The organism is Bradyrhizobium sp. Kon56 (assembly GCF_055807635.1).
The window spans coordinates 95,214-117,019 of record NZ_JBVVOU010000021.1 but is presented as its reverse complement, the minus strand read 5'-3'; the positions used below and the strand labels follow the sequence as shown (position 1 = coordinate 117,019).

22 protein-coding genes are annotated in these 21,806 nt (G+C 61.9%); 8 read left to right on the top strand and 14 right to left on the bottom strand.

Annotation, left to right across the window (positions count from 1 at the left end; genetic code table 11):
* Positions 1 to 183: 183 nt before the first annotated feature.
* From AC0L3B_RS27840 to AC0L3B_RS27820, 5 genes are all read right to left on the bottom strand, one after another.
* The gene (locus AC0L3B_RS27840) at positions 184 to 1,413 is read right to left on the bottom strand and encodes a CaiB/BaiF CoA transferase family protein (protein WP_085351265.1); all 1,230 of its coding nucleotides are present in this window, start codon (positions 1,411 to 1,413) and stop codon (positions 184 to 186) included.
* A gap of 168 nt (positions 1,414 to 1,581) precedes the next feature.
* Positions 1,582 to 2,784, bottom strand: coding sequence for an MFS transporter (locus tag AC0L3B_RS27835; RefSeq protein WP_473381431.1), 1,203 nt, complete (start codon positions 2,782 to 2,784; stop codon positions 1,582 to 1,584).
* Between the two features lie 114 nt (positions 2,785 to 2,898).
* Positions 2,899 to 3,747, bottom strand: coding sequence for a 3-oxoadipate:acetyl-CoA acetyltransferase (locus tag AC0L3B_RS27830; RefSeq protein ID WP_473381430.1), 849 nt, complete (start codon positions 3,745 to 3,747; stop codon positions 2,899 to 2,901).
* A gap of 118 nt (positions 3,748 to 3,865) precedes the next feature.
* On the bottom strand, positions 3,866 to 5,254 hold the full coding sequence (locus tag AC0L3B_RS27825) for an MFS transporter (protein ID WP_317246318.1): 1,389 nt from the start codon (positions 5,252 to 5,254) through the stop codon (positions 3,866 to 3,868).
* Positions 5,255 to 5,304: 50 nt separating this feature from the next.
* Positions 5,305 to 5,553 carry a hypothetical protein gene (locus AC0L3B_RS27820; RefSeq protein WP_473381429.1) on the bottom strand — a complete coding sequence of 83 codons (249 nt, stop codon included), beginning with the start codon at positions 5,551 to 5,553 and terminating at the stop codon, positions 5,305 to 5,307.
* Positions 5,554 to 5,601: 48 nt separating this feature from the next.
* Here AC0L3B_RS27820 and AC0L3B_RS27815 point away from each other — a divergent pair, with 48 nt between their 5' ends.
* Positions 5,602 to 5,859: a type II toxin-antitoxin system Phd/YefM family antitoxin gene (locus AC0L3B_RS27815; protein WP_317246317.1), complete on the top strand. Its 258-nt coding sequence runs from the start codon at positions 5,602 to 5,604 to the stop codon at positions 5,857 to 5,859.
* The gene (locus tag AC0L3B_RS27810; RefSeq protein ID WP_085351261.1) at positions 5,856 to 6,239 is read left to right on the top strand and encodes a type II toxin-antitoxin system VapC family toxin; all 384 of its coding nucleotides are present in this window, start codon (positions 5,856 to 5,858) and stop codon (positions 6,237 to 6,239) included. The genes AC0L3B_RS27815 and AC0L3B_RS27810 overlap by 4 nt, the downstream gene beginning before the upstream one ends.
* 54 nt (positions 6,240 to 6,293) lie before the next feature.
* Here AC0L3B_RS27810 and AC0L3B_RS27805 read toward each other — a convergent pair whose 3' ends face one another.
* Genes AC0L3B_RS27805 through AC0L3B_RS27790 form a run of 4 tightly spaced genes read right to left on the bottom strand, consistent with a single transcriptional unit; the run spans position 6,294 to position 8,510 of the window.
* Positions 6,294 to 6,464 (bottom strand): hypothetical protein, encoded by a 171-nt coding sequence (locus AC0L3B_RS27805; protein WP_166520788.1) that lies wholly within the window; start codon positions 6,462 to 6,464, stop codon positions 6,294 to 6,296.
* Between the two features lie 36 nt (positions 6,465 to 6,500).
* The gene (locus AC0L3B_RS27800; protein ID WP_007611681.1) at positions 6,501 to 6,704 is read right to left on the bottom strand and encodes a hypothetical protein; all 204 of its coding nucleotides are present in this window, start codon (positions 6,702 to 6,704) and stop codon (positions 6,501 to 6,503) included.
* A 22-nt stretch (positions 6,705 to 6,726) separates the two neighbouring features.
* Positions 6,727 to 8,061, bottom strand: a complete 1,335-nt coding sequence (locus tag AC0L3B_RS27795) for a PQQ-dependent sugar dehydrogenase (RefSeq protein ID WP_247362342.1) — start codon at positions 8,059 to 8,061, stop codon at positions 6,727 to 6,729.
* Positions 8,058 to 8,510, bottom strand: a complete 453-nt coding sequence (locus tag AC0L3B_RS27790; RefSeq protein WP_085357988.1) for a DUF2231 domain-containing protein — start codon at positions 8,508 to 8,510, stop codon at positions 8,058 to 8,060. Before AC0L3B_RS27790 ends, AC0L3B_RS27795 begins: the two co-directional genes overlap by 4 nt.
* 192 nt (positions 8,511 to 8,702) lie before the next feature.
* Here AC0L3B_RS27790 and AC0L3B_RS27785 point away from each other — a divergent pair, with 192 nt between their 5' ends.
* On the top strand, positions 8,703 to 9,566 hold the full coding sequence (locus tag AC0L3B_RS27785; RefSeq protein WP_473381428.1) for a formate/nitrite transporter family protein: 864 nt from the start codon (positions 8,703 to 8,705) through the stop codon (positions 9,564 to 9,566).
* Positions 9,567 to 9,661: 95 nt separating this feature from the next.
* A complete protein-coding gene (locus AC0L3B_RS27780) occupies positions 9,662 to 9,868 on the top strand; it encodes a hypothetical protein (protein WP_018457613.1) in 207 nt (68 codons plus the stop codon).
* A 301-nt stretch (positions 9,869 to 10,169) separates the two neighbouring features.
* On the opposite strand, the gene AC0L3B_RS27775 is transcribed toward AC0L3B_RS27780, so the two are convergent.
* Both AC0L3B_RS27775 and AC0L3B_RS27770 read right to left on the bottom strand, forming a co-directional pair.
* A complete protein-coding gene (locus tag AC0L3B_RS27775) occupies positions 10,170 to 11,129 on the bottom strand; it encodes an OmpA family protein (RefSeq protein WP_018457614.1) in 960 nt (319 codons plus the stop codon).
* Positions 11,130 to 11,773: 644 nt separating this feature from the next.
* Positions 11,774 to 12,346, bottom strand: a complete 573-nt coding sequence (locus AC0L3B_RS27770) for a hypothetical protein (protein ID WP_245329571.1) — start codon at positions 12,344 to 12,346, stop codon at positions 11,774 to 11,776.
* 693 nt (positions 12,347 to 13,039) lie between these two features.
* Between AC0L3B_RS27770 and AC0L3B_RS27765 the strand changes: the two genes are divergently transcribed.
* On the top strand, positions 13,040 to 14,884 hold the full coding sequence (locus tag AC0L3B_RS27765; RefSeq protein WP_026233407.1) for a caspase family protein: 1,845 nt from the start codon (positions 13,040 to 13,042) through the stop codon (positions 14,882 to 14,884).
* A 158-nt stretch (positions 14,885 to 15,042) separates the two neighbouring features.
* Complete coding sequence (locus AC0L3B_RS27760; RefSeq protein ID WP_026233408.1) at positions 15,043 to 16,029, top strand: hypothetical protein; 987 nt, start codon at positions 15,043 to 15,045, stop codon at positions 16,027 to 16,029.
* 18 nt (positions 16,030 to 16,047) lie between these two features.
* On the opposite strand, the gene AC0L3B_RS27755 is transcribed toward AC0L3B_RS27760, so the two are convergent.
* From AC0L3B_RS27755 to AC0L3B_RS27745, 3 genes are all read right to left on the bottom strand, one after another.
* On the bottom strand, positions 16,048 to 16,590 hold the full coding sequence (locus AC0L3B_RS27755; RefSeq protein ID WP_240543158.1) for a DUF4384 domain-containing protein: 543 nt from the start codon (positions 16,588 to 16,590) through the stop codon (positions 16,048 to 16,050).
* Positions 16,591 to 16,713: 123 nt separating this feature from the next.
* Positions 16,714 to 18,492 carry a caspase family protein gene (locus AC0L3B_RS27750; protein WP_247385935.1) on the bottom strand — a complete coding sequence of 593 codons (1,779 nt, stop codon included), beginning with the start codon at positions 18,490 to 18,492 and terminating at the stop codon, positions 16,714 to 16,716.
* Positions 18,493 to 18,549: 57 nt separating this feature from the next.
* Positions 18,550 to 20,277 (bottom strand): hypothetical protein, encoded by a 1,728-nt coding sequence (locus AC0L3B_RS27745; RefSeq protein ID WP_018457620.1) that lies wholly within the window; start codon positions 20,275 to 20,277, stop codon positions 18,550 to 18,552.
* On the opposite strand from AC0L3B_RS27745, the gene AC0L3B_RS27740 reads away from it, so the two are divergent.
* Both AC0L3B_RS27740 and AC0L3B_RS27735 read left to right on the top strand, forming a co-directional pair.
* Entirely contained in the window at positions 20,159 to 20,719 is a 561-nt protein-coding gene (locus AC0L3B_RS27740; RefSeq protein ID WP_231191009.1) for a hypothetical protein, read from the top strand. The two genes, AC0L3B_RS27745 and AC0L3B_RS27740, sit on opposite strands and share 119 nt — an antisense overlap.
* A 98-nt stretch (positions 20,720 to 20,817) precedes the next feature.
* Positions 20,818 to 21,801 (top strand): DUF4424 domain-containing protein, encoded by a 984-nt coding sequence (locus AC0L3B_RS27735; RefSeq protein ID WP_018457622.1) that lies wholly within the window; start codon positions 20,818 to 20,820, stop codon positions 21,799 to 21,801.
* Positions 21,802 to 21,806: the final 5 nt, after the last annotated feature.

Sequence of the window (21,806 nt, the reverse complement as noted above, 5' to 3'; positions counted from 1 at the left end):
CCTCCCGGACTGAGTGGACCGATCGAATCTGAGTCGCGCGCGGAGCGGAAGCCTGTGTGAGTACGGACCGGAATTATCTGGGGATTGCCCGCAAGGTTCGCGCAAGGCCGCAGGAGCGTCATGTTGACGTCCCTTTTTATCCAGTGGCGATCAGGCCAGACCGCGCGCGCCGCTTCGCCGAAGCTAGATAATCCCCTGCTGCTTCAGCGTCTCGATCTTGCCGGCATCGTAGCCGAGCTTGCCGGCGAGCACCTCCTGGGTGTGCTCACCGAGCAGCGGCGGGGCGCGGTAATCCTTGATCGGGGTTTCCGAGAGCGTCAGCGCGTTGCGGATCAGCGAGAGATCGGGCTGGAAGGGATGATCGACCTTCACCCGCATGCCGCGCGACTGGACGTGCGGATCGGAAAACACCTGCTCGAAATTGTTGATCGGGCCGGAGGGCACGCCGGCCTCCTCCAGTCTGTCCAGCCAATAGGCCACCGGCTGCTTCAGGAACAGGCCGGCGAAGATCGCCATGATCTCCTTGCCGTGCACGACGCGGTCGTTGTTCCTGACGAAACGCTTGTCGCTCGCGAGTTCGGGCGCGCCGAGCACGGCGCAGGTGCGCTGGAACTGGCCGTCATTGCCGACCACCAGCATCAGCTCGCCGTCGGTGCAGCGGAACACGCCGGCCGGCATGCCGCCATTGCCCCAGGTGCCGCGGCGCGGCGGCGTCTTGCCGTTGACGAGGTAGATCTGCAGCCAGTGCGACAACGACGCGATGACGGTGTCGAACAGGCAGACGTCGATATGCTGCCCCACGCCATCATTGGCGTCGCGATGATAGAGCGCCGAGAGAATCCCGATCGAGGTGTTCATGCCGGTCATGTAGTCGACGATCGACGGGCCGACCTTCATCGGGCCCTCGCCGGGCTCGCCGTCGATATGGCCGGTGACGCTCATCAGGCCGCCCATCGCCTGCAGGATGGCGTCGTAGCCGGCGCGCGGCGCATAGGGGCCGGTCTGGCCGAAGCCGGTCACCGAGCAGTAGATAATGCCGGGATTGATCGCCTTGATGGTCTCGTAGTCGAGGCCGTAGCGCTTGAGATCGCCGACCTTGTAGTTCTCCATGAAGACGTCGACATCCTTGGCGAGCTCGCGGATAATCGCCTGCCCCTCGGGCTTGGCGATGTTGACCGTGACCGACTTCTTGTTGCGGTTGGCGCAGAGGTAGAATGAATTGTTGTTGTTGGCCTTGCCCTCGGGGTCAGTCAGGTAAGGCGGGCCGAAGGCGCGCGCGTCGTCACCGGTGCCCGGCCGCTCGATCTTGATAACCTCCGCGCCCAAATCGCCCAGCATCTGGGCCGACAGGGGCCCAGCAAGCACGCGGGTGAGGTCAAGGATCTTGATGCCTGAGAGCGGCAGGGCCGACATGTCGAATTCCTCCGGGAACTGGATCTTGGCGCGGCGGCGAGATCGCAGGCCGCGCTTCCTGCGGATACACTATTTTGGCGATCCGAGCACTGCACTGTGGGCATACGGCCATCCCCCAGCCCGCCCGGCGCAGGTCACCGCGCGGTGAATTCCGCATGGCGAATATTCTCAGGTTGCCGCTGCAGCCACCTGCGGCCGGCGGCGGCCGAGCAGGACCAGGATCAGCACCGTGGCGCAGGAGCAGACGAAGGTGAGACCGAGCGCGCCGCGGCTGCCGAACTGGGTGAGCAGGCCGACAAGGAGCGGCGGCGAGACCGCGGAGGCGAGATTGAGCGGCAACGCGATCATCGACATCGCCTTGGCGAACTCGGTCTGATCGTAGAACACGAGCGGGATCGTTGCCCGCGCCACCGCCATCGCGCCGCTGCCGGCGCCGTAGAGCAGGATGAAGGCCGCAACCGCCCAGGTCGCGCCCTCGCTCGTCATCAGCAGCAGCATGGCGATCGGCAGCGCCGTGCCGGCGACGAGCCCGGTCGTGATTCCATCCCACCGCCCTCCGCCGAGAAAATCGAGTCCGCGGGCGCTGACCTGGATCACGCCCAGCATCGAGCCAAACGCAAGCGCCTGCGCCGGGGGAAGCCCCTCCGCCCGGAGCAACTCGATCATGATGGCGCCGATGCCAAAATTGACGAAGGCATTGAGCGTGATCGCGGCAACGACGAGGCTGAAGGTGCTCCTGGGAATCGCAGGCGGCGGCGAAGATTTCACCGGCTCGCCGCCACGATCACCGACGATTTTCCGGCGCGGTGCAAAGAATGCATAGAGCGGAAGGTTGATGACGACCATCATGGCTGCATAGACGAGGCACGTCCCGCGCCAGCCGAGCAAACCGCTGAGGAACGACGTCGTCGGCCAGAAGATGCTGCTCGACAGGCCCGTCACCAGCATCAGCGCGCCGATGGCATTCTTGGCCTGCCGCCCGGCGACCTCGTTCAGCATGATATAGGCGCCGGTCGAAAGCGTGGCGCTGCCGGCGATGCCAAGGACGATCCAGGCCGCGAAATACAGCATCGGCTCGCGCGCGAGGGACAGCAGGATGAAGCCCGGCACGGTGAGGACCGTGCCTGAGATCATGACCTTTCGTGCGCCGTGCCGCGCAAACGACCTGGCGAGCCAGGGCGCGCATAGCCCCATCGACACATAGAGGACGGACGTCCCGGCGAACACCGCCGGCAGGCTCATGCCGAGATCGGCCGCGAGATCGCGTCCGACGATGGCGGGAAGACCTATCGTACCCCACCCGACAAGCTGGGAGACCGCAAGCACCAGCAGGACCCCGATGAGCCTGCTGTCAGATTTCAGAAACCGCATTCCAACCGTCGCCTGCCCGCCAGGCGCAGATTACGCCTGTGACGGCAGTCTTACCCGCAGACTCGGCGCACGGAAACGCCGGCTGTCGAATGGCAGCAGGCGGCCGGGAGCATGTCAGGTGGCGGCAGGAGCGCCCTGCCCCGCGAGCCCGAGCAGGGATCGCGCCTCGGCCGCAGTCGCCACGCGCCGGCCGTGACGCGCGACAGCCTCACCGGCGACGGCCACGAGCTCGGCGTTGCTGGCCGCGAGGCGCGCCTTGTCGATCCTGATATTGTCCTCGAGGCCGGTGCGGACCGCATCGGCGCCCCGCGCGAGCGCCCAGCCCATGACCTCGGCCTGGTGGCGTCCGATCCCCGCTGCCGTCCATGTCGCCTCCGGGATCAGCCGCCTGAGCTCTCCCAGCAAGATGTCGAGGACATGCTCGTCCGCGGGCATGGCGTTCTTGACGCCCATGACGAACTGCACGTGCGGACGCTGGTCGATCAGCCCCGCCTCGATCAGGCGGCGGGCACCATGCAGATGCGACAAATCGAAGATCTCGATTTCCGGCCGGATGCCATTCGCCTTCATCCCGGTGGCGAGGGTCTCCACCAGCGCGGCGCTGTTCTCGTAGACGATGGTCGGAAAGTTCACCGATCCCGTGGACAGCGAGGCCATGTCCGGCTTCAGGTAGAGCGACGATCCGCGCGCCGAGGGATCGCGGCCCCGCCCTCCGGTCGAGAACTGAACGATCATGTCAGGACAGTGCTTCTTGATCCCCGCCTGCACCAGGGCGAAACGCTCGGGATCGGAGGACGGCGTCTCGTCATCGTTGCGAACATGGATATGGGCGAGCGTGGCACCGGCTTCGAAGGCCTGGTGCGTCGACTCGATCTGTTCGGACGGCAGAATCGGGACCGCGGGATTGTCCTTCTTGCGCGGAACGGAGCCGGTGATTGCGACGGCAATGACGACGGGGTTCATTCTGCAACCTCATGATGATCGCGCTCGCGCGCGGAATCGAGCAGGCAGTTAGGTAACGCCTCGAACCCTGCCGCTGCAACGTCCTCGATCGCAGCGGCATGGCTTCCTTGCGTAACCGTCAGATCGGAATTGCGGCCGCACCGCTCGCCGCCTCCGCACGCTGCCGCTCATAGTCGGCCCGCGGCATCGGAACGGCATTGGGATTGCCGAGATCGTCGATCCTGATCCGATAGGTTTCCCGCGCGGTCAGGGCCGCCAGCGCGGCGATCACCGTGATAGCGAAGGCAATCGCCCCCACCGTCAGGGGAATGTTGGTCGAGCCGGGAGGCGCGACGGTCGCAAATAGGGCGGGCAGCAATGCGGTGATGGTGGTTCCGATGTTCTGCGATATCGCCATCGCCGAGACGCGGGTGCGGGTCGGAAACAGCTCCGGGTAAAAGCTCGGGAAGATCGCGTTGTAGCCCTGATAGACTACGCCCCACATCAAGAGCGACACCAATATTGCCAGCGGCACATTCCTGATGCTGATGGCATAGAGGTAGCCAAAGGCGAGCAAGCCAGAGAGAAGCGCGCCGACGATGATCGGGGGCTTGCGGCCGACCTTGTCGGAGAGATTGCCGACGAAGGGAATGACGAACACGGCCAGCATGTTTCCGAGCACGGGGATCCAGAGATAGACGTCCTTGGCAAAACCGATGCCGTAGGCCGGCTGCACCGCATAGGCCGCGCCGAAGATGGTCGCAACGACAGGAATGACATTCATCAGCGCCATGCAGATGACCCTGAGCATGTCGCGCCAACTCAGCTTGATCGCCTGAACGATGGGCGCGCGCGGCGTTTCTCCCCGCTCGCCCTCGCGGGCAAAAGCAGGGGTCTCGTCGACTTCGCGACGAATGATGTAGCCCGCGACGATGACGAAGAAGCTGAGCAGGAAGGGAATCCGCCAGCCCCAGCTGTTGAAGGCCTCGGTCGGCATATAGGCCGCCAACGGCAGGAAGATTGCTGCGGCGAGGATCTGTCCGGCCTGCACCCCCTGAAGGGCGAAGCTGGCATAGAAGCCCCGCCGGCCGAACGGCGCGTGCTCCAGGATCATCGAGCTTGCGCCCGAGATTTCGCCGGCCACGGCAAATCCCTGCACGAGGCGCAGAATGACGAGCAGGATTGGCGCCAGGATGCCAACCTGCTGGTAGGTCGGCAGGATACCCACGGCCATCGTCGAGATGCCCATCAAGAACATGCAGACGATGAGAACCGTCTTGCGGCCATGGGTGTCGCCCCAGTGCCCGAGGACAAACGCGCCAATCGGCCGGGCCACATACCCGACGCCATAGGTCGCCAACGAGGCGACGATCGCGACGGTGGGATTCTCCGACGGGAAGAAGATTTGCGGGAAGATCAGTGACGCGGCGGTCGCGTAGATGAAGAAGTCATAATATTCGAGAGCCGACCCGATCCAGCCGCTGGCAGCGGCTTTCCTGGACTGACTCATCTGATGGATCGCGGTCATCTCAAGATTCCTCCCTTGGGTTTTGCTGACGTCCCGTTGACGGGCTTCGCTCAAAATTGGGCAGCACTCTCCGGCCGCTCTGCGGAGTTTCGCGAGCGCTTGTCATTGCCGATGGGTGTCTGCTTGGTGGCGACGATAAGCTTTCGCCGGGCTAACACAATTACCCAGTTATTCGACAAACCTAACATGATGTTATTGCGCGCGAGAGCCCACGTCCCGGCGAACACCGCCGGCAGGCTCATGCCGAGATCAACCGCGAGATCGCGTCCGGCGATGGCGGGGTGGGAGGTGGTTGACATTGGACCATTGCATGGTCCATTTTATGAAAATTGAGGAAGGACAATGAGATGCGGGTCTCCGTTACCGACGCAAAAGGACAATTGACCGATCTTGTCCGCCGCGCAGAGGCCGGCGACGAGGTGATCCTGACGCGACATGGGCATCCCGCGGTGCGGCTCGTCCCGGTCAAGCTTCCGCCGGACCGCGCCACCCGCCGGACCGCGCTTGATGCGGCGCGAAGGACCGGCGGGGCCAAAGCTATTCCCGGACCGAGCGCCGCGCGCAGTCAGGACTTTCTTTTCGGCGATGACGGACTGCCGGAATGATCGCAGTCGATACCTCCGCACTGATGGCGATCGTGCTCGACGAACCACAAGCCGATGCTTGCATCACCGCACTGGACACCGCCGACGAAATCCTGATCTCGGCGGCCTCCGTTGCAGAAAGCCTGATCGTCGCGGCACGGCGGGGCGTCGACGAAGAGATGAACAAGCTGATTAACGATCTCGGTTTGAACGTGATCTCGGTGACCCAAGCTTCGGCCGAACGCGTGGCGCAAATCTACTCGCGTTGGGGCAAAGGCATTCGTCCTGCCGGTCTCAACTTTGGTGACTGCTTCGCCTACGATGTCGCCAAGGAGCATGGCTGCGCACTTCTTTATGTCGGCGACGACTTTGCCAAGACGGATATCGTTGCGGCGGCGTAAGTCGACGGCCGGGCGGCGACTTACCGGCCGAACAGAAAAGCCGCGGGGCAGCCGTCAGGCTGTATGGCCGGGATCGACGTGCTTCGGCGTTTTCTTGTCGCGTTGGGGTGTCATCTTGGCCGGATCCGGCGCACCCGGCACGCCGCGCGGCCCGAGCTGGTCTCGCTGAATGTCGTCTTCAGAGCGGGAGGGTTCAATGCCGTTCGGCTCCCGGGGCTTGGTCATCGCAGCCTCCTGAAGTGTTCTGCTCGGAGTGTCCCATCAAATTCCCAGCGCGTTCTCGCCGGCTTCCCGGCCGGGCACGCTGACATGGACTTCGTGTCCCTCGCGAAGCGCCAGCGAGGCGGCAGCCACCGCCGATTCGAAGGCCGCTTCCTTGGTGGAGTATCTGTTCTTGACGTCGCCGTCATGCAGCACGCCCCATTCGTCCTGCACCGGCACGATCGTGTATTGAGCAAGGCCCATGGTGTAACTCCTCGAGATCTATCTATCGCTGCGTGAGCTGCGGGTGCGCCGCCGTCACGCGCCACACCGTGTTGCCGCTGTCATCGGCGACCAGCAGCGCGCCGGTCTTGTCGATGGCGACGCCGACGGGCCGCCCGCGCGCCTGGTTGTCGCTGTTGAGGAAGCCGGTGACGACGTCCTGCGGCGGACCGCTCGGCCTGCCATCCGTGAATGGCACGAACACCACCTTGTAGCCGTTCAAGACCTGCCTGTTCCAACTGCCGTGCTCGCCGACGAAGGCGCCGCCGCGATAGGCCGCCGGCAAACTCGCGCTTGTGTTGAAGGCCATGCCGAGCGGCGCGACATGCGAGCTCAGCGCATAGTCCGGCACGATCGCCTTGGCGACGAGATCAGGACGCTCCGGCTTGACGCGAGGATCGACGTGCTGGCCGTAATAGCTGTAGGGCCAGCCATAGAAGCCGCCGTCCCTCACCGACGTCATGTAGTCCGGCACGAGATCGGGACCGAGTTCGTCGCGCTCGTTCACCACCGTCCACAGCGTCCCGGTCTGCGGCTCGAAGCTGAGGCCGTTGGGATTGCGCAAGCCGCTCGCGAAGATGCGCCAGCGGCCGCTGGCACGGTCGATCTCGAGGATCGCGGCGCGATTGTGCTCGGCCTCCATGCCGTTCTCGGTGATGTTGCTGTTGGAGCCGACGCCGGCATAGAGCTTTGAACCGTCGGGGCTCGCGACCAGGCTCTTGGTCCAGTGATGATCGATCGGTCCGCCCGGCAGCGGCGTCAGCACCGTGCCCGGCGCGGTGATCTTCGTATCACCCTCCGTGTAGGGATATCTGACGATCGCATCGGTGTTGGCGACATAGAGATCGTTGCCGACCAGCGCGACGCCGAACGGCGAGTTGAGATGGTCGAGGAAGACGCTCTGCACGTCCGGCACGCCGTCGCCGTTGCTGTCGCGCAGCAGCGTGATGCGGTTGCTCGCGCCGGTGTCGCCGCCTGATGTCGCCCAGGACTCGATGTATCCCATCACGATTTCCTTGGGCCGCTTGATCGGAGCGCCCTTCGGCGCCTTGGATTCCACCACCAGCACGTCGCCGTTGGGCAGCACGTAGAGGAATCGGGGGTGCTGCAAGCCGGTCGCGAAGGCCTTGGCCTGCAAGCCCTGCGCGACGGCCGGGGTCTCGTCCTTTTTCCAGCCGACGATACGGGCGATGTGCATCGGCGGCAGCAGGTATTGCTGGATGTCGGGCAGCGTCGGGTTGGCGCCGGTTTGCGCCTTCGGATCGCCACTGCCGTCATTGCAGCCGGCGAGACACAGCAGCGAGGCACACAACAGCACCCGAACGATTGCGGAGTTCATCGCGCAACTCCTACACCGTGGCGATACACCATGGCCCAGCCGAGCCAGCCGGTGACCGGCAGGATCAATACGGTGATGGCTGAAAGAATGAGCCCGGTCGGCCACACCGAGGTCCAGGCATCGCGCGTATGGATCAACGCATTGACGATCGCCAGGACCAACGCCACCGCGTTGCCGATCAGATGCGGCCAGGCCGGCGGTTGCGCCCGCACCAGACGGTTGCCGAGAAAATCGGTCAGGCCCGCGATCGCCGCCAGTACGCCGAAGATGACGCCGACGACCAGAAGCCAGGCGGAAAAATCCGCCCACATGATCTCGGCACTGACGACATAGGCGATATCGGTCAACAGCGCTCCGATGAAACAAGCGATCGGTATCGGCACCAGCATCGGATGAATCGGATGGCCCGCGATCTGCGCGGTTGAGCGCACACGCAAATTGTCTTGCACGGTTGGCCTCTTGTCAGATCGCCACCCGCCCCGGTAGAAAACACCCGCTTTCCACGAAGGTTCCTGATGGTCGACCACGGCGCCGCTGTGCCTCAACAATGCTGCGGCGTGCGAGCACTTACCAGGAACCCCTTGCCGCTCCGAGCCTTGATCCCGGCATTGAGATGAACCTGCCCTTCAGGAGACCGCGGAGTGGACCAGCCTGGCGACGGCGCCTCCTTCAATCCAGCCTCAAAGCTCGACGGCGTCTCGCGGCGCCAGACGAAACAGATCGAATCCCAGAGCCGGCCTAGCGCAGCGCTGATCCATGAGACAATCCGCGCCGAGGGTGAGCAGGAACTGGAACGGCGATGGTGGGCCATCGTGCTGTCCGGCCTCGCCGCCGGCCTTTCGATGGGATTGTCCCTGATTGTCCAAGGCGAGTTTCACGCGCTGATTTCCGACGAGGCCACCCGACGGATGGTGGCTCCGCTCGGCTACACGGTCGGTTTCCTGGTCGTGGTGCTGGGACGGCAGCAGCTCTTCACCGAGAACACCCTGACGCCGATGCTGCCGCTGTTGCACAACAGGGATCTCGGCACGCTTGGGAGCGTGATCAAGCTTTGGGGCCTGGTCCTCGCCTCCAACATCGCAGGAACCTGGGCCGTTGGATCCGTGCTCGCGCACACCAGCATCTTCGAACCCCGCATCGTGGGCGCCTTCGTCGATCTCAGCCGCCACACCATCGAGGGTACGTTCGCGACGACCCTTGTCCGGGCGATCTTTGCCGGCTGGCTGATCGCCTTGATGGCGTGGCTACTGCCTGCCGTGAAGGGATCGCGCCCGCACCTCGTCGTCGTGATGACCTATGTGGTCGCGCTCGGCCAGTTCGCGCACATCATCGCGGGCTCGGTCGAGTGCGCCTTCCTGGTGCAGAGCGGCCTGGCGTCGCTCTCGCAATATGCCTCGGACTTCTTCGTACCGACACTCCTCGGCAATATTCTGGGCGGAACGACCCTCGTGGCCCTGCTGAACTACGGACAGGTCGCCCCCGAAATCCGCGACCACAGGGAGTAAAGAGCCTGCACAAAAGCTGCCGCCTCGACAGGAACGATGGGCCCGAGCCGAGCTTGCCTCGGCAAATCAACGCGCGCCGACGAGCAGGATCAATCATGAGCACCGATACCAAGAGCCCATTCGACAAGGACCCGGCCGAAGGATCACGCGACATCATCGATCGTGAATTGCAGCGTGCCGAAGATACCGCCAACAACAAGGTCGATCATCTCCCCGGCGTGAAGGTCAGCGGGCAGCCCCAGGGCGGCGCAGTCGATCGTGCCCGGAAGCAGCGCGAGGAGAAGGACAGCAAACAGGAATAGAGCCGCTCTGCCGACCCGAAACGCACCCGGTTATCGCAAGGCCGCCCGCTCCAAGCTCCAGCCGTCACCGGGACCGACTTGACGGTCAAAGTCGGTCAATCAAGATGCATCAATTGTTGGGATGGAGCGGGTGAAGGGAATCGAACCCTCGTATTCAGCTTGGAAGTCTCGAAATACTGTAGTGTCTTCAAAGGCTATTCTGACATTTTCGGCGTTTTTTGACCCATTAAGATCACTACGGCGGGTCAACCCGGAGCTCCCCTCGCCGACGCCGGCTAAAGATTATGATGAGCCGATTCACTCAAGGCCCGCCAAACGGCTTCGGTCGCTCTAGCGGGACGAAAGCGCTCAAATGGGCTGGGTAGGTCGACGCGCCGCCGCCGATGGTCGTGCCCGTGCTGATGCTCAAGTAGACGTCCTTCACTCCTCTGGGCGTTTCCAGCAAGATCCAGTTCTTGCTTAAGTCCCCTATCCCGATAGTCGTAAAGCGCATTGACTTGCCGAACTGCGAACAGGAGATGGGCTTTTCGGTCGTAAACGAATTCCAGGGGCCATGCAGAGTACCCGATCTGCCGCCGGTCTTCGGAAGGGTCAAGCCGAAGCCTAGGCCGACCGCCGCATAGACGTAGGTGCACTTCAAATTGTTTTCCGTGTCCCATATGGAGAACAACGCGCTGGCAAACGCAATCCCGGCTCCGGCCCTGCCCTTCACGATGCGCTTGATGGCCGCTCTCGCTGCAAACGAGATCGAACCGTCGACCTCAAGCAGCATGGCTATCTTGAAATTTCGACTGACCTTTGGCTTCGGCGGAACGGGTCGCGGCAAGTCTGGCTTTATGATCGGTTCGAAATAGACCTTAGGCAGAACCCAAAGGACCACTGATCTATCGTTGTCTTCGTCCAGCCTGTGATTTGCCGTCTGCGTATTGCCGATGGCGTGCGTCTGCATTTGCTCCGGGCGGATGCCCATCTCTGACAGAGACCGCGCGACCGTAATGACGCGGTTGGCTGATGTCGTCATATTCCAATCAGCCGTACCGATCCGGCTCGCGGATCCCGTCATCCAGATCTGACCAGCGTCGTGCTCCACCAGGGGAACCACCTTGTTCTTCAGAAATTCGAAGTGCTCTGTCTTCAAGCCCCGAAACTGGTAGCCGGCAAAGTCATCGAAATCGAAATTCCAAAGCCGCGCGTGCAAAACCCCCACTCCCGAAAAATCCAGATCGACGTCAACCTTGCCCGGACCGGTTTTGTGGAACATTCTCTTCGACCTGCAATCGACAAATAGGAACTCGTCGGTGATCGTCCGGACGGCCGCAGGACCACCTTGTTTTAGTGCAGGCAGGAAAAGAGAAGTTCAAATCGACAGCTGCAACGAAGGTTGTGATCTTGCTCCCATTTCGATCTGGCACCGAAGGAGTATGCCCTTGTGCAATACGCGACATCACTGTCGCGATCGGAGCAGCTACGATATAAGAGAGTCGCGATAGGACGGGCCCTGGAATTCGTACAGCACGACGACTTTGCGCGATCGCCCTAGAGTTGGAGGGCCGCTACCCAACCACGTTAAATCGGCAGTGCATCTGGATAGTACGTTTGCCGGCTTGTTCTGCGTCTGCCTGATCGCCCATCAAAAATAGAGCGAAACGGTAAGCGTCGTCTGGCGCAGCTGCAATATCCCGGAAGCACTTGACATGGTCGTTGGTGATCTCATCGTTGGGGTCATTTGCATATTAATTGCGGATGGCTTTTCCCAAAGCGGGAGAAGTGGTTACCAGCGTGATCGCAATCATGGACTCTTGCGCCGAACGCCTGGATTGGAGCGACGAGGATCTCGCGAATAGGAACGAAGGCGCGCAACGTGCAGAACGACGGAGCTGACAAATTCTGCGGCCGGCCACGGACTTATCCGCCAAATCGCTTGACCAGCTTTGAACCCTTGGCTGCATCAATCTGCTGGCCCGTCAGGTCAGAACCGACGCTCAATCCTATCGTCATGAGGTTCTTGACACGCCGCGCCGCCTGCTTCTCATTGGAATAGTCGATCTCGACGTGATCGAGGCTCATTAGATGGCCGAGCTCGTGAGCCCAGGCGCGTCCATTGGCGTGGTCATTGCCATACCATTGGACGAAGCTTGCCGGCTCCGGTTGGCTATTGGGGTATGAGCTTCCACCGGCGGCCAGATTTTCAATCGAATTGACGAGGTAGATGTGGACGGCATTGTCCGGATCGTGCCGAGAGGCAAGAACACCCAGCAATCGCTGGTCATTGCTGCGCGCGCTCTTTGCCATGTCGAGCGGCTTCTCCATCAAGCAATCGCTGATCACGAACGCGATCTTGGCCTTTGACCAGATCGTATTGACCACGTCGAGCGCCTTCTTGGCTGTCTCGCTGCTCCATTGCCCGGGCTCAACGCTCCCTCTCTCGGCAAATGGCGTGATGTAAATCCTCAACGGAATGGGCATCAACTTCTCCAAAGTTCGGAATTGCGATTGTATCTCCGTACGCTATCGTTCGAAATAGAGCGGCTTATATTCAGGGCTTTCTGATTAAGTCGGCTGGCGACTTGCGCACTGACGACTTCCGGTAGCGGCCACCGACGCGATCGACTGGTAGACCAAGGCCCGCCTTCGCGACTCGGAGACTGGTTCCCGCATTGCGAAGGAGCAGTTTCCGGGGCGAGCGTCCGGCAGGAACCTGAAGATCGAGCACCGGGGAACATGGAAAGCCGAACTGACGGGCTCCTGACCTCCGCGCAAGCTGTAACCGAGAGATTGACCCGCAAGCCGGCGTCCTGGACTTCACGTCCCCTCGATCTGCCGACCGCGGAATCTTCGTTTGAACCAAGCCAGAGGCTCTGCTGCACTGCCGCGAACACGCCTTAAGTGCAATAATCCTATAATTTCAAAAGCTTAATTCGCCAGCGCGAGACATCGATACTGGCGGGTGCCCATCATCCACATGAAACGGCACACAGCGCCGGCCCGCGATTTCTTCCGTGCCGTTTGAACGCGAGCGCAGTGCCAGACAACACATAGGAATGGATCGGCTCGAAACTGGTACTGTACGGAGATAGGCCAGCGGCCAGTGGCGTGTGAATTCAGTAATCATGCCTTACGCGGCCATCTTCGCGACGTTACCATTCGATGAGCATAGGTTGGGTGTTCGCCATGAGGTTATACAGGCACCTTCGAGTTTTGCTTCTTCTTGCCGCTTCGCTGTTACTGGCAGCCCAGCCAGCCTGGGCGACAAAGCGCGTGGCTTTGGTGGTTGGCAATGCCAACTATCAGAATGCCCCTCTGCTCCCAAACCCGGCCAACGACGCTGCCGCCATCACTGAAACCTTGAAGGGCGCAGGTTTCGATGTGGTTGACTCAAGGCTCAACCTCGCCGCGACCGATATGCGGCGGGCCCTGAGAGAATTCGCCGATCAGGCGCGCAATGCGGACATAGCCCTGGTGTACTATGCTGGCCACGGCATCGAGATCGACGGGACAAACTATCTGATCCCGACCGACGCCAGACTCGAACGTGACACTGATATTTATGACGAAGCATTCTCACTCGACCGCGTCCTGCTGGCAATCGAGCCTGCGAGACAGTTGCGCGTGGTGATCGTCGACGCGTGCCGCAACAATCCGTTTGCCGATTCGATGAAGCGTACAGTTGCCTCTCGATCAATCAGCCGCGGGCTGGCCAGGGTCGAACCCGCCGTCTCCAACACGCTGATCGCGTTTGCCGCGAAAGCCGGACTAACCGCACTCGATGGCAACAGCAAGAATAGTCCGTATGCGACGGCTCTCGTAAAGTACATCGCAAAGCCGGGGCTCGACTTGCGTAGGGCCTTCGGCTTCGTCCGCGATGATGTCTTGCAAGCCACCGGCAACCGACAGGAGCCCTATGTCTACGGCTCGCTGGGCGGCGAAGACGTTGCACTTGTTCCCGCTGCCAAGGCTGATGAGCCGGTGCAAGCAGCCAACCCCCAGGCAGAAATTCGTCGTGATTACGAATTGGCCTTGCAACTACGCAACAAGCCCGCTCTGGACGCGTTCCTGAACCAGCATCCGGACGGATACTACGCAAATCTTGCCAAGCTGCAGCTTAATCAGCTCGATGCTGAGGACGCACGCGTCGCGGCAACAGCGAAGGCGCAGCAGGCGGAACAGCAGAAAACTCGGCTGATGTCGCAGGGCGCCCAGCGTGCCGACCAAGAGAAGGCGGCCGCGGATCTGAAGGCTGCGGAAGACGCCCGAATTGCCGCCGAGAAGGCGAAGCAGGCCGCGCAGGAGCAGGCCACCGAGGCAGAACGGAAACGAATTGCGTCCGAATCTACAATCGTTGCGGCTCTCTCCGGGAATAAGCCGGCTGTTGGGAGTGCCTTCGCGGACAATCCTACAGTCGCTGCGCTGGCTGACGACAATACGCCGCCAAAGCTTGCCGCACTCAGCGCCGAGCCGCGCCAGACCGATATCGCAAAAGCCGATATCACCAAATCCGTACAAAGCGAATTGAACCGCGTCGGCTGCTTCACCGGTAGCGTAGATGGCCGATGGAATGCGGCCTCCCAGCGCTCCTTGGCTCTCTTCAACCAGCACGCCGGAACCAAATTTGACGCCAAGCTCGCAAGTCTCGACGCACTTGACGCAATCAAGCTCAAGCCGTCCCGGGTCTGTCCCCTGATCTGTGATCATGGCTACAAGGCTGACGGCGACCACTGCAGCAGAATCTCCTGTGCAAGGGGCTCGTTCCTCAACGACGACAATGAATGCGAGAAACAGCGCGCCAGGCCCGTCAATGCCGCCAAGAGCAATGACAGTCAGCGGCAGGATCGGCCATTGCGTCAGCGGGCGCAGGCGAGCGCAGGCGGCTATGGCGCTGCGGTGGGCCATGCGACGGCCAGTCCTCAGATCATATGCAACGCCAGCAGCTGCCGTCCGGTCCAGCGCGGCTGCCATCTCGAATATCGCGGCGGTGGCGGGCCAGGCAACGAGGCCAATGTCGAGGTATGCCACTAGCCTCACCGCTCCTACACAACTGCGCGCTGGCAGGGCGCCGAGTTGTCAGGGCGCGTCGGAGCCATCAGGCCCGGTGGGATTTGGGATCGCAAGCATGGCAAGTGGCCGAGCTAACGTCAGAGTCCCAAGCCTGATGTGGCCGAATCGGAGCGACCTGCGTGGTTGCGTGTGAGCTTGAGCAAAAGGACGCCAACGCCTTTCCTGGGGTGACGCTCTTCACGAAGCGGCAGGCGCCCGGCATGAAACCAACGGCGGTTTATCTTCCGCCAAAGCACCCAACAGCCGCCACCAAGTTCGATGTCGTGATCTGGCTTCACGGCTTCTACGTCAAAAACCATGAATTCCTTTTCCACAACGACCCAGCGCGGCTGCGCGAACAGGTCCGGGATTCCGGCAAGGACGTGGTGCTCATCGCGCCCTTCCTGGGCTACGAATATGCTGTGGGCAACACCTTTGCCGGAAACTACAGCGTGTCGGACCTGGCCACCGCGAACTGGGGTGAACGCTATCTCGAGGAGATCCTTGGAGCTCTGGCCAGGTTCCTGGGTATCTCCTCGACGTCCATTCCTCAGCTCCAGATCGGCAAGCTCATCATCGCATGCCACTCCGGCGGTGGTAACGGCATGCGCAATCTCGTCGGGAGCCTCGGAAAGTATCAGGGGAAGCTGACGGCTTGTTGGGGATTTGATTGCCTTTACGGTGCCAATGCGAGGCCCGACGATGCGACCTTTTGGTACCAGTGGCTATCTGGGCAGAGCGGGCACGCGCTCGAGATCGTGTATGGTCCGTCAACTCTCCCGCAATCGGTGAAGCTGGACCTGATCGGGCGCGGGCTGGCGACGGCCGATGGCAATCAAACCCAGCCTCAGCGCCCTGCCCTCAAGAATCTCAACGTAAGCTTGGGTCATTACGACCTGTTCCCGGCATTTGGACAGATGGTCAGGGTCAACGATCTTGACGCGGCTTTCGTGGATCGCTTCATGATACCGCAGGTCGCGGATCAACCGCGGCATAAGCCTGCGCCGCTGGACGGGGAATTCCTCCAGCACGCGATTTCCAACATTCGCAGTGCTTTTCCCTTTCCAAAGGACATTCATTACATGATCGCCCGCGGTGGCTTCTTCAGCCGACTGAGCAAGCTATAGCCCCAAGCCTCACAGGACTCACTTGATGGAATAGGATTTGACGTCGAACGACCAATTGTTCGTCACAAGCTTTCCGCTGCTGTTGTCCGGCACGCGCAGCTCACTGGTCCAGGCCGATAGATAGCTCAACGCGTCCGCCTGACCTTCCAGCTTGCGAGGCATGTCCGGCAAATCGAGCAATTGCACGCGCAGCTCGCTCAGGATGGCGATCATCACTGCGGACCCCGTCGGCGGTGCGACGACATATTCAAAACCACGCTGCCGCGCCGCCGGAGCAGGGACGACAAATTCGACACCCGGCTTGACGAGATTAATGTCGCGTTCGTTCGACTGCGCCAATAGCTCGGGGGTCGGAAAGATCTGGGACATCCGCCCTTCCGAGTCGACGTCAACCAGAATGAGATATCCAGGCCTCCTGGCGGTGACGCCGAACGAGACCTTGGCGCCGACGTTGACGGTCTGACTCGGCAGGATCTGAAGGGACACACTCGCGGTATTGGTCTGCCTGCGCACCGCTTGTGCGGGCCAAAGCCAAGGTACGTACGTCGTGCCGATATGCAACGCCCCCGTCGGCAACGGTGCTGCGGACGCAGGTCCGCTGCCCGCCTGTAGCAGCAGGAATGCGAACCATGCTCGCTTGCGGCGGATCGACTGCGATGACGGCATGGCGTGCTCCCCTAAGAGTCAGGGAGCACTGAAGAAGCCGATCGAGGCGATTCGCGCGTCCGCGGGCAAGTAACGCTCGAGACTCTTGATCACCTGCCCCGAGGCGCGACGCCGGTTGAACTGCACTAGGGCTGTCTCAAGCTCGACCATGCGTTGCTGCGAAGTCACCGCAACGATCTGTTCCGCACCGAACGGCTCGCCGACCCTGAGCGGTAGGCGCAAACTCGCCGATCTGGCCAACGCCGCATCAGCACCCACCGGATACAACAATTGGATGGTGCCATCGCCGGACACATTGAACAGCAGCACCGCCCTTGATGCCACATCAGACAAGTCAACTTCGATGGTCTGGCCAGCACGTTGTTGGCGATCGTCTGGCCAAATACGCATCACCTGCGGCGACCGTGTCGCAATGCGCTTGAGTTCACGAATTGCCGCAGTCCTATCAATCACCGTCGGCAGGCTGGCAACGTCCATCCCGTAGGCGACCACATCACCCCAAGCGATCACGTCGTGCGACACAGGATCCCATATCAGGTCGGGATTGTCCGTCGGTTGAACAGCCTGCACGGAAACATCTTTTGGCTTCACGCTTACAAAATAGCTAGTCTTGCCGTCCAGCGCCGCCAGCCGGATTGGTGCAACGAGGCGTAGAGGCCCCGGCGCGCCGGCGATCGGAAGTTCCTTGGCCGCCCCCGCAAGGGTCGGAATGGTTGGAGCCTTGGCCGTGACAGCCGACGGTGCGGGCGCCTGTCCATCGACGGGCACCCCGGCTCCGGCCTGACCCGAGGCCGCTCTCGCGGCCGGCCCCTGAATCAGCACGACACCGCGCCTCAATCCGAAGGCGACGTCGGTATCCGGCGTCTGAGCTGGCGATGATACAGTCACGATGTTCTGGCGCTGGTCCGACAGCTGATAGACCACCTGCCGAACGTTGCTGAAAAGCTCCTTAAGCGTCACCTTCCCATCGTGATTGATGTCCGCGCTACCTTCCACCGCACGCGCGACCGCATAGCTGAGAGCCCCGCGTAGGCCATCGATGCCAGGGATGCGGACTTCCGGCGCTTTGGTGTAGCGGTCCACCGCGGCCAGAAACGCCGTGTGGTCAAGGTCAAGTTCAGACTTCGGATCGTTGCTGTCCGACACCGGCTTCAGTTCGTCGACCAGCAACGTGTAGCGCGGGACCTGCCGGAAGCTCATCTCAGCGGCACGCGGATCGATGTCGCGCACCATACCGCCACCGTGGCAGGTGTCAGCCACGAAGATCACCCTCGCTCCGCGCAGCTCGAACTGCCGTATGAAATGGTTGAACTCGCTGCCCAGAACCCGCTCAACGGACCCGGTTGGCGTGGTTTCAAAGCCTGGCAGCAGGAACACGTTCTCCATCCCGTCCGGCTCCGCGCCCTTGACGCGCTCCGGCTCCTGGGTGCCATGGCCGGCGATCGACAGAAAGATGAGGTCGTTGTTCTTGGTCCGCTCCACCAGTGCACTGATCTCGCGCAGGACGCCTGCCCTGTCGGCCTGCGCGTTAGTCAGTTCGACGACGTCGCCAACCCCCATGGATTTAAGGCTGGTCACGATGTCCGTAGCGTCAGCGACCGCACCCTTCAATTTGCGCACGTGCTGGTAGTCGTCGATCCCGATCACGAGCGCACGCACCGCCGCCCCATCTGGATTGCTGAGCGACAAATCTCCTGCCGCATGCGCCCGCGGGATTGTCAGTCCGATCAACGCGGCGAGCCCGATGGTGGCGCACAGCCGCCCGATCCCGCAATCAAGTCCTCTGGGCATCCGCATCGTGATCCACCTCGACATCATGCCTACCCATTTTGTAGCTCTGGCGACACACTGGGTTCAGCGCCTTTTGCCTGCCGTTTTGCGGCCCGCCGGCGGTTGTTCAGTCTGCTCCTGATAGGCGCCCGCTGAAACCGTCGTCTGATCATCCGCGAACGCCCGAAAGCGGACCGGAACATAGCCGCGCGCGAGCAAGCTCGCCAAGGGATAGACGTTGCGACAGACGCGGCCGTTGCAGCCACCGGTCGAGGATTCCATCACCTCCGCCTTGCGATCAGGCGTGAACCGCAGGAACAGCATCACATGCGAGCCTGGCTTGTTCAGCGCATCGCCGGGCCTCAGGTCCCAAGGATTTGCCACAGGCGCAGCGATCGCGGGGATGGCTGCAGTCGTATAGTGGACGGAGAGCCCCCACGCGGCGCTGACGAATGCCGAACAGTCGACGCCCGCCACATCGGGCCGTGGCGCATTGCGGGTGCACACATTGCCAGCCAGCGTTCCGCTCTCGATCCGCTGCCGGAAGTTCGCGAGCGAACCGTGGCAGCCCCAGCAATACGGTACGCCGCGCACCTCCTGGTTCACTTTTCCCTGCAGATACCACGGCCGACGAACACGGCTGAAGCCGCTGCATTGGCTGTCGGGATCGTTGCCGTAGTTCGCCTGCGTCAGCTTCCACTGGATACCCTCGAACGCAAACGCGGTCTCGATCGCCTGCTGGCGATTGGACGGCCTCACGGCGGCCGAAGCGTCAAATTTGACGCCGGATTGTGGTGCCGGCGCCGTCGTCGTTCGCGACGGCCGCACGTCGATAATCGAGGCATTTGTCAGAGGTCGGAACCCGACGCCAATCACTTCGATACCGTCCGGCTTGGTTCGCAGGAAATAGACATCGCCACTGCCCGACACCGTGACGAACCGTCTGGTCAGCGGCGTATTTTCCAGAGGAAGCTCATAGATTCCCTCGAGACGCCCGTTCGCCGCATAGCGTGCGACGAACGTGGAGGCGTTCTTTCCTGATGGCGGAACGTCCTCGGCCAGCACGTAGAAGCGGTCGCTGTTGTCGATCTCGAGAAACTCCACCGTGCCGAGCTGGTTGCGCACGCGCAGGCCGAGTTGGCCGATGGTTTCGTTGGTGACCATGGTCTGGATCTCGACCCGGACGCTGGCATTGCCCTTGTCCGGAATGATGTCGGCGATCACCGAGCCCTTGCTTCGAGAAGCCACGTATTGCCGGTCAGGCTGCCGGGTCGTCCTGATGATGGCCGCGCGGGTGTTCTGATCGAGCAGGTCCGCCGCGCTGCCGGGTGCCTGCGATCCCATCTGGGCGAAAGCGGAGACGGCAACCTGGTCGTCTGCCCCACGGCTCGAGACCTCCTCAAGCTGGATCACGTCACCGCCGAGTCCGCGCGTGGATTGCCCCGGCGCCGCCTTCAGCGTCCGTACGCCACCGTCCCAAACCATTATGTCGTCGTCATGGACGACGAGATCGGTCGGCTGGACGTCTTTCGGCATCTTGAGGACGTCGGGATCGGAGTTTGGCTGTTTCGGGTCAAACTGGATGATGCGACCGTTGATCTGATCGAGCAAAAACAGGTTGCCCTGCCCGTCGGCGCTGAGTGCTTGCGGTCCCGCGAGTTCCACGTCCTCGCTGGCCGGGACTATGCCGACCATGGAAGCAGCCGAACCGCCGGTAAAGCTGCGTACGACAGTATCGTCGGCGTGCGCCTTGGTTCCGAAAATGCCCGCGCTAACGATGAAGACCCAGATCCAATGTTTTGGACGAAGCATATTCGCCTCAATGTACCCCGAACCGATCGCCGCGTCGGATCGACTAATCCGAGATGCCGTTGATGCCGCGCGTCAATTAGTGGTGAGCAATCTCAATCGCGTTCAATTCTATCACTGGACGGTGATAGTCCGAAATTTCTTCAGCTTGCCGAGGAAAACCATGGCCCGGAATAGATTTGAGCAAGTGAACGAAGTCCAGCCCGACGCGGTCACGCTGCTCCTGAAACGCGACAGTGACGGTGCCTCCGGAGCGATCGTGCTGCCTGCCGCCGCGAGCCAAGGGCGGCTGACCACCGACCAAGTCAGCGCGCAATTGCCGGCTCAGGATGCTTTTCGCGGCGCGATCCGGCTGGCTAACGACGTCAAGCTCGCGCTCGTGGTGTGCGATCCAGACGGGGTCTGGAAGCCCGAATGGGGCGATCTTTATCAACCGATCGATTGACCCGCATCGGATGGAGCCGGCAAATGCTGCGACGCCGCATACAGACTAGCTTGCCGAACGAACCCTCCGCCCGACTGTCGTTCCTTATACCGGCCCTGATGGTCGCGCTGCTCGTTGCGACAGGCTGGCCGGCACGCGCCAACGACTCGGCTGCGGAATTGTCGATCGGTGGGCTCCAGTTCGTACGCACCAATGACGTGGCCATGGAGAGCGAGAACCTTCGTATCACGCTCGACAGAATCAGCGTTCGCTACCAATTCGCGAACCTCACCGCCAAGCCGGTCACGCTTAATGTTGCCTTTCCGCTGCCCGACATCGACCTGTCGGAGGCTGAGAATGTTGCATTGCCGTCAAGTGATCCGATCAACTTCGTCGAATTCGAGACCAAGGTCGATGGCAACCCGGCGCCGCTGACCGTCGATCAGCGCGCCATGGTTGGCAACAGGGATGTCAGTGCCCTGCTCCGCGAACTCAAGTTGCCGCTGCTGCCGATTGGTGGCCGCGAGATCCGGGTGACCGACCTGCCCGCGGCGACCCGGACCCGGCTTGTGGACGACGGACTTCTGATGCCTGCCGGAATGAGCGACAACGGTCGCCAGCAATATGCGCCGGGGTGGACCGTCAAGACCTCGGCTGTGCGCCAGCAGTTGTTTCCGCCCGTGCGCAGCGTCACGGTCGAACACCAGTACCGGCCGAGCGTCGGCTCCAGTCCTGACACCATTCTGCGCTCGAGCCTGCGCCGCAGCAGCGCACTCGGTCAGGAAGTTGCGCGTTACCGGAAAGAATACTGCATCCAGGATACGTTCCTTGCCGAGCTCGACAAGCGCACGGGCAATAACCAGACCAACGGCGCAAATCTCCAGGAGCGGCGCATATCGTACGTGCTCAAGACCGGCGCGAATTGGGCTGGGCCGATCCGGTCATTCAAGCTGACTATCGACCCAGGCGGCAGCGACCGCTTGGTGAGCTTCTGTCCTGGGCGGCTAAAGGCATCGTCCGCTACTGGAAACACGCTTGAATATACGGCAAGCGACTTCAAGCCGGATGCCGACCTGAAAATCCTGGTGATCGGAACATTCTGAGCGTG

Bases quoted from the DNA above. Each gene is read 5' to 3' on its own strand.
- AC0L3B_RS27800 (WP_007611681.1), bottom strand. From the start codon at position 6,704: ATGGGCCTTGCTCAATACACGATCGTGCCGGTGCAGGACGAATGGGGC.
- AC0L3B_RS27805 (WP_166520788.1), bottom strand. From the start codon at position 6,464: ATGACCAAGCCCCGGGAGCCGAACGGCATTGAACCCTCCCGCTCTGAA.
- AC0L3B_RS27840 (WP_085351265.1), bottom strand. From the start codon at position 1,413: ATGTCGGCCCTGCCGCTCTCAGGCATCAAGATCCTTGACCTCACCCGC.
- AC0L3B_RS27735 (WP_018457622.1), top strand. From the start codon at position 20,818: ATGGTCGCGCTGCTCGTTGCGACAGGCTGGCCGGCACGCGCCAACGAC.
- AC0L3B_RS27825 (WP_317246318.1), bottom strand. From the start codon at position 5,254: ATGACCGCGATCCATCAGATGAGTCAGTCCAGGAAAGCCGCTGCCAGC.
- AC0L3B_RS27830 (WP_473381430.1), bottom strand. From the start codon at position 3,747: ATGAACCCCGTCGTCATTGCCGTCGCAATCACCGGCTCCGTTCCGCGC.
- AC0L3B_RS27745 (WP_018457620.1), bottom strand. From the start codon at position 20,277: ATGCTTCGTCCAAAACATTGGATCTGGGTCTTCATCGTTAGCGCGGGC.
- AC0L3B_RS27765 (WP_026233407.1), top strand. From the start codon at position 13,040: ATGAGGTTATACAGGCACCTTCGAGTTTTGCTTCTTCTTGCCGCTTCG.
- AC0L3B_RS27775 (WP_018457614.1), bottom strand. From the start codon at position 11,129: ATGTTCCACAAAACCGGTCCGGGCAAGGTTGACGTCGATCTGGATTTT.
- AC0L3B_RS27780 (WP_018457613.1), top strand. From the start codon at position 9,662: ATGAGCACCGATACCAAGAGCCCATTCGACAAGGACCCGGCCGAAGGA.
- AC0L3B_RS27815 (WP_317246317.1), top strand. From the start codon at position 5,602: ATGCGGGTCTCCGTTACCGACGCAAAAGGACAATTGACCGATCTTGTC.
- AC0L3B_RS27835 (WP_473381431.1), bottom strand. From the start codon at position 2,784: ATGCGGTTTCTGAAATCTGACAGCAGGCTCATCGGGGTCCTGCTGGTG.
- AC0L3B_RS27740 (WP_231191009.1), top strand. From the start codon at position 20,159: ATGGAAGCAGCCGAACCGCCGGTAAAGCTGCGTACGACAGTATCGTCG.
- AC0L3B_RS27750 (WP_247385935.1), bottom strand. From the start codon at position 18,492: ATGCGGATGCCCAGAGGACTTGATTGCGGGATCGGGCGGCTGTGCGCC.
- AC0L3B_RS27795 (WP_247362342.1), bottom strand. From the start codon at position 8,061: ATGAACTCCGCAATCGTTCGGGTGCTGTTGTGTGCCTCGCTGCTGTGT.
- AC0L3B_RS27820 (WP_473381429.1), bottom strand. From the start codon at position 5,553: ATGTCAACCACCTCCCACCCCGCCATCGCCGGACGCGATCTCGCGGTT.
- AC0L3B_RS27810 (WP_085351261.1), top strand. From the start codon at position 5,856: ATGATCGCAGTCGATACCTCCGCACTGATGGCGATCGTGCTCGACGAA.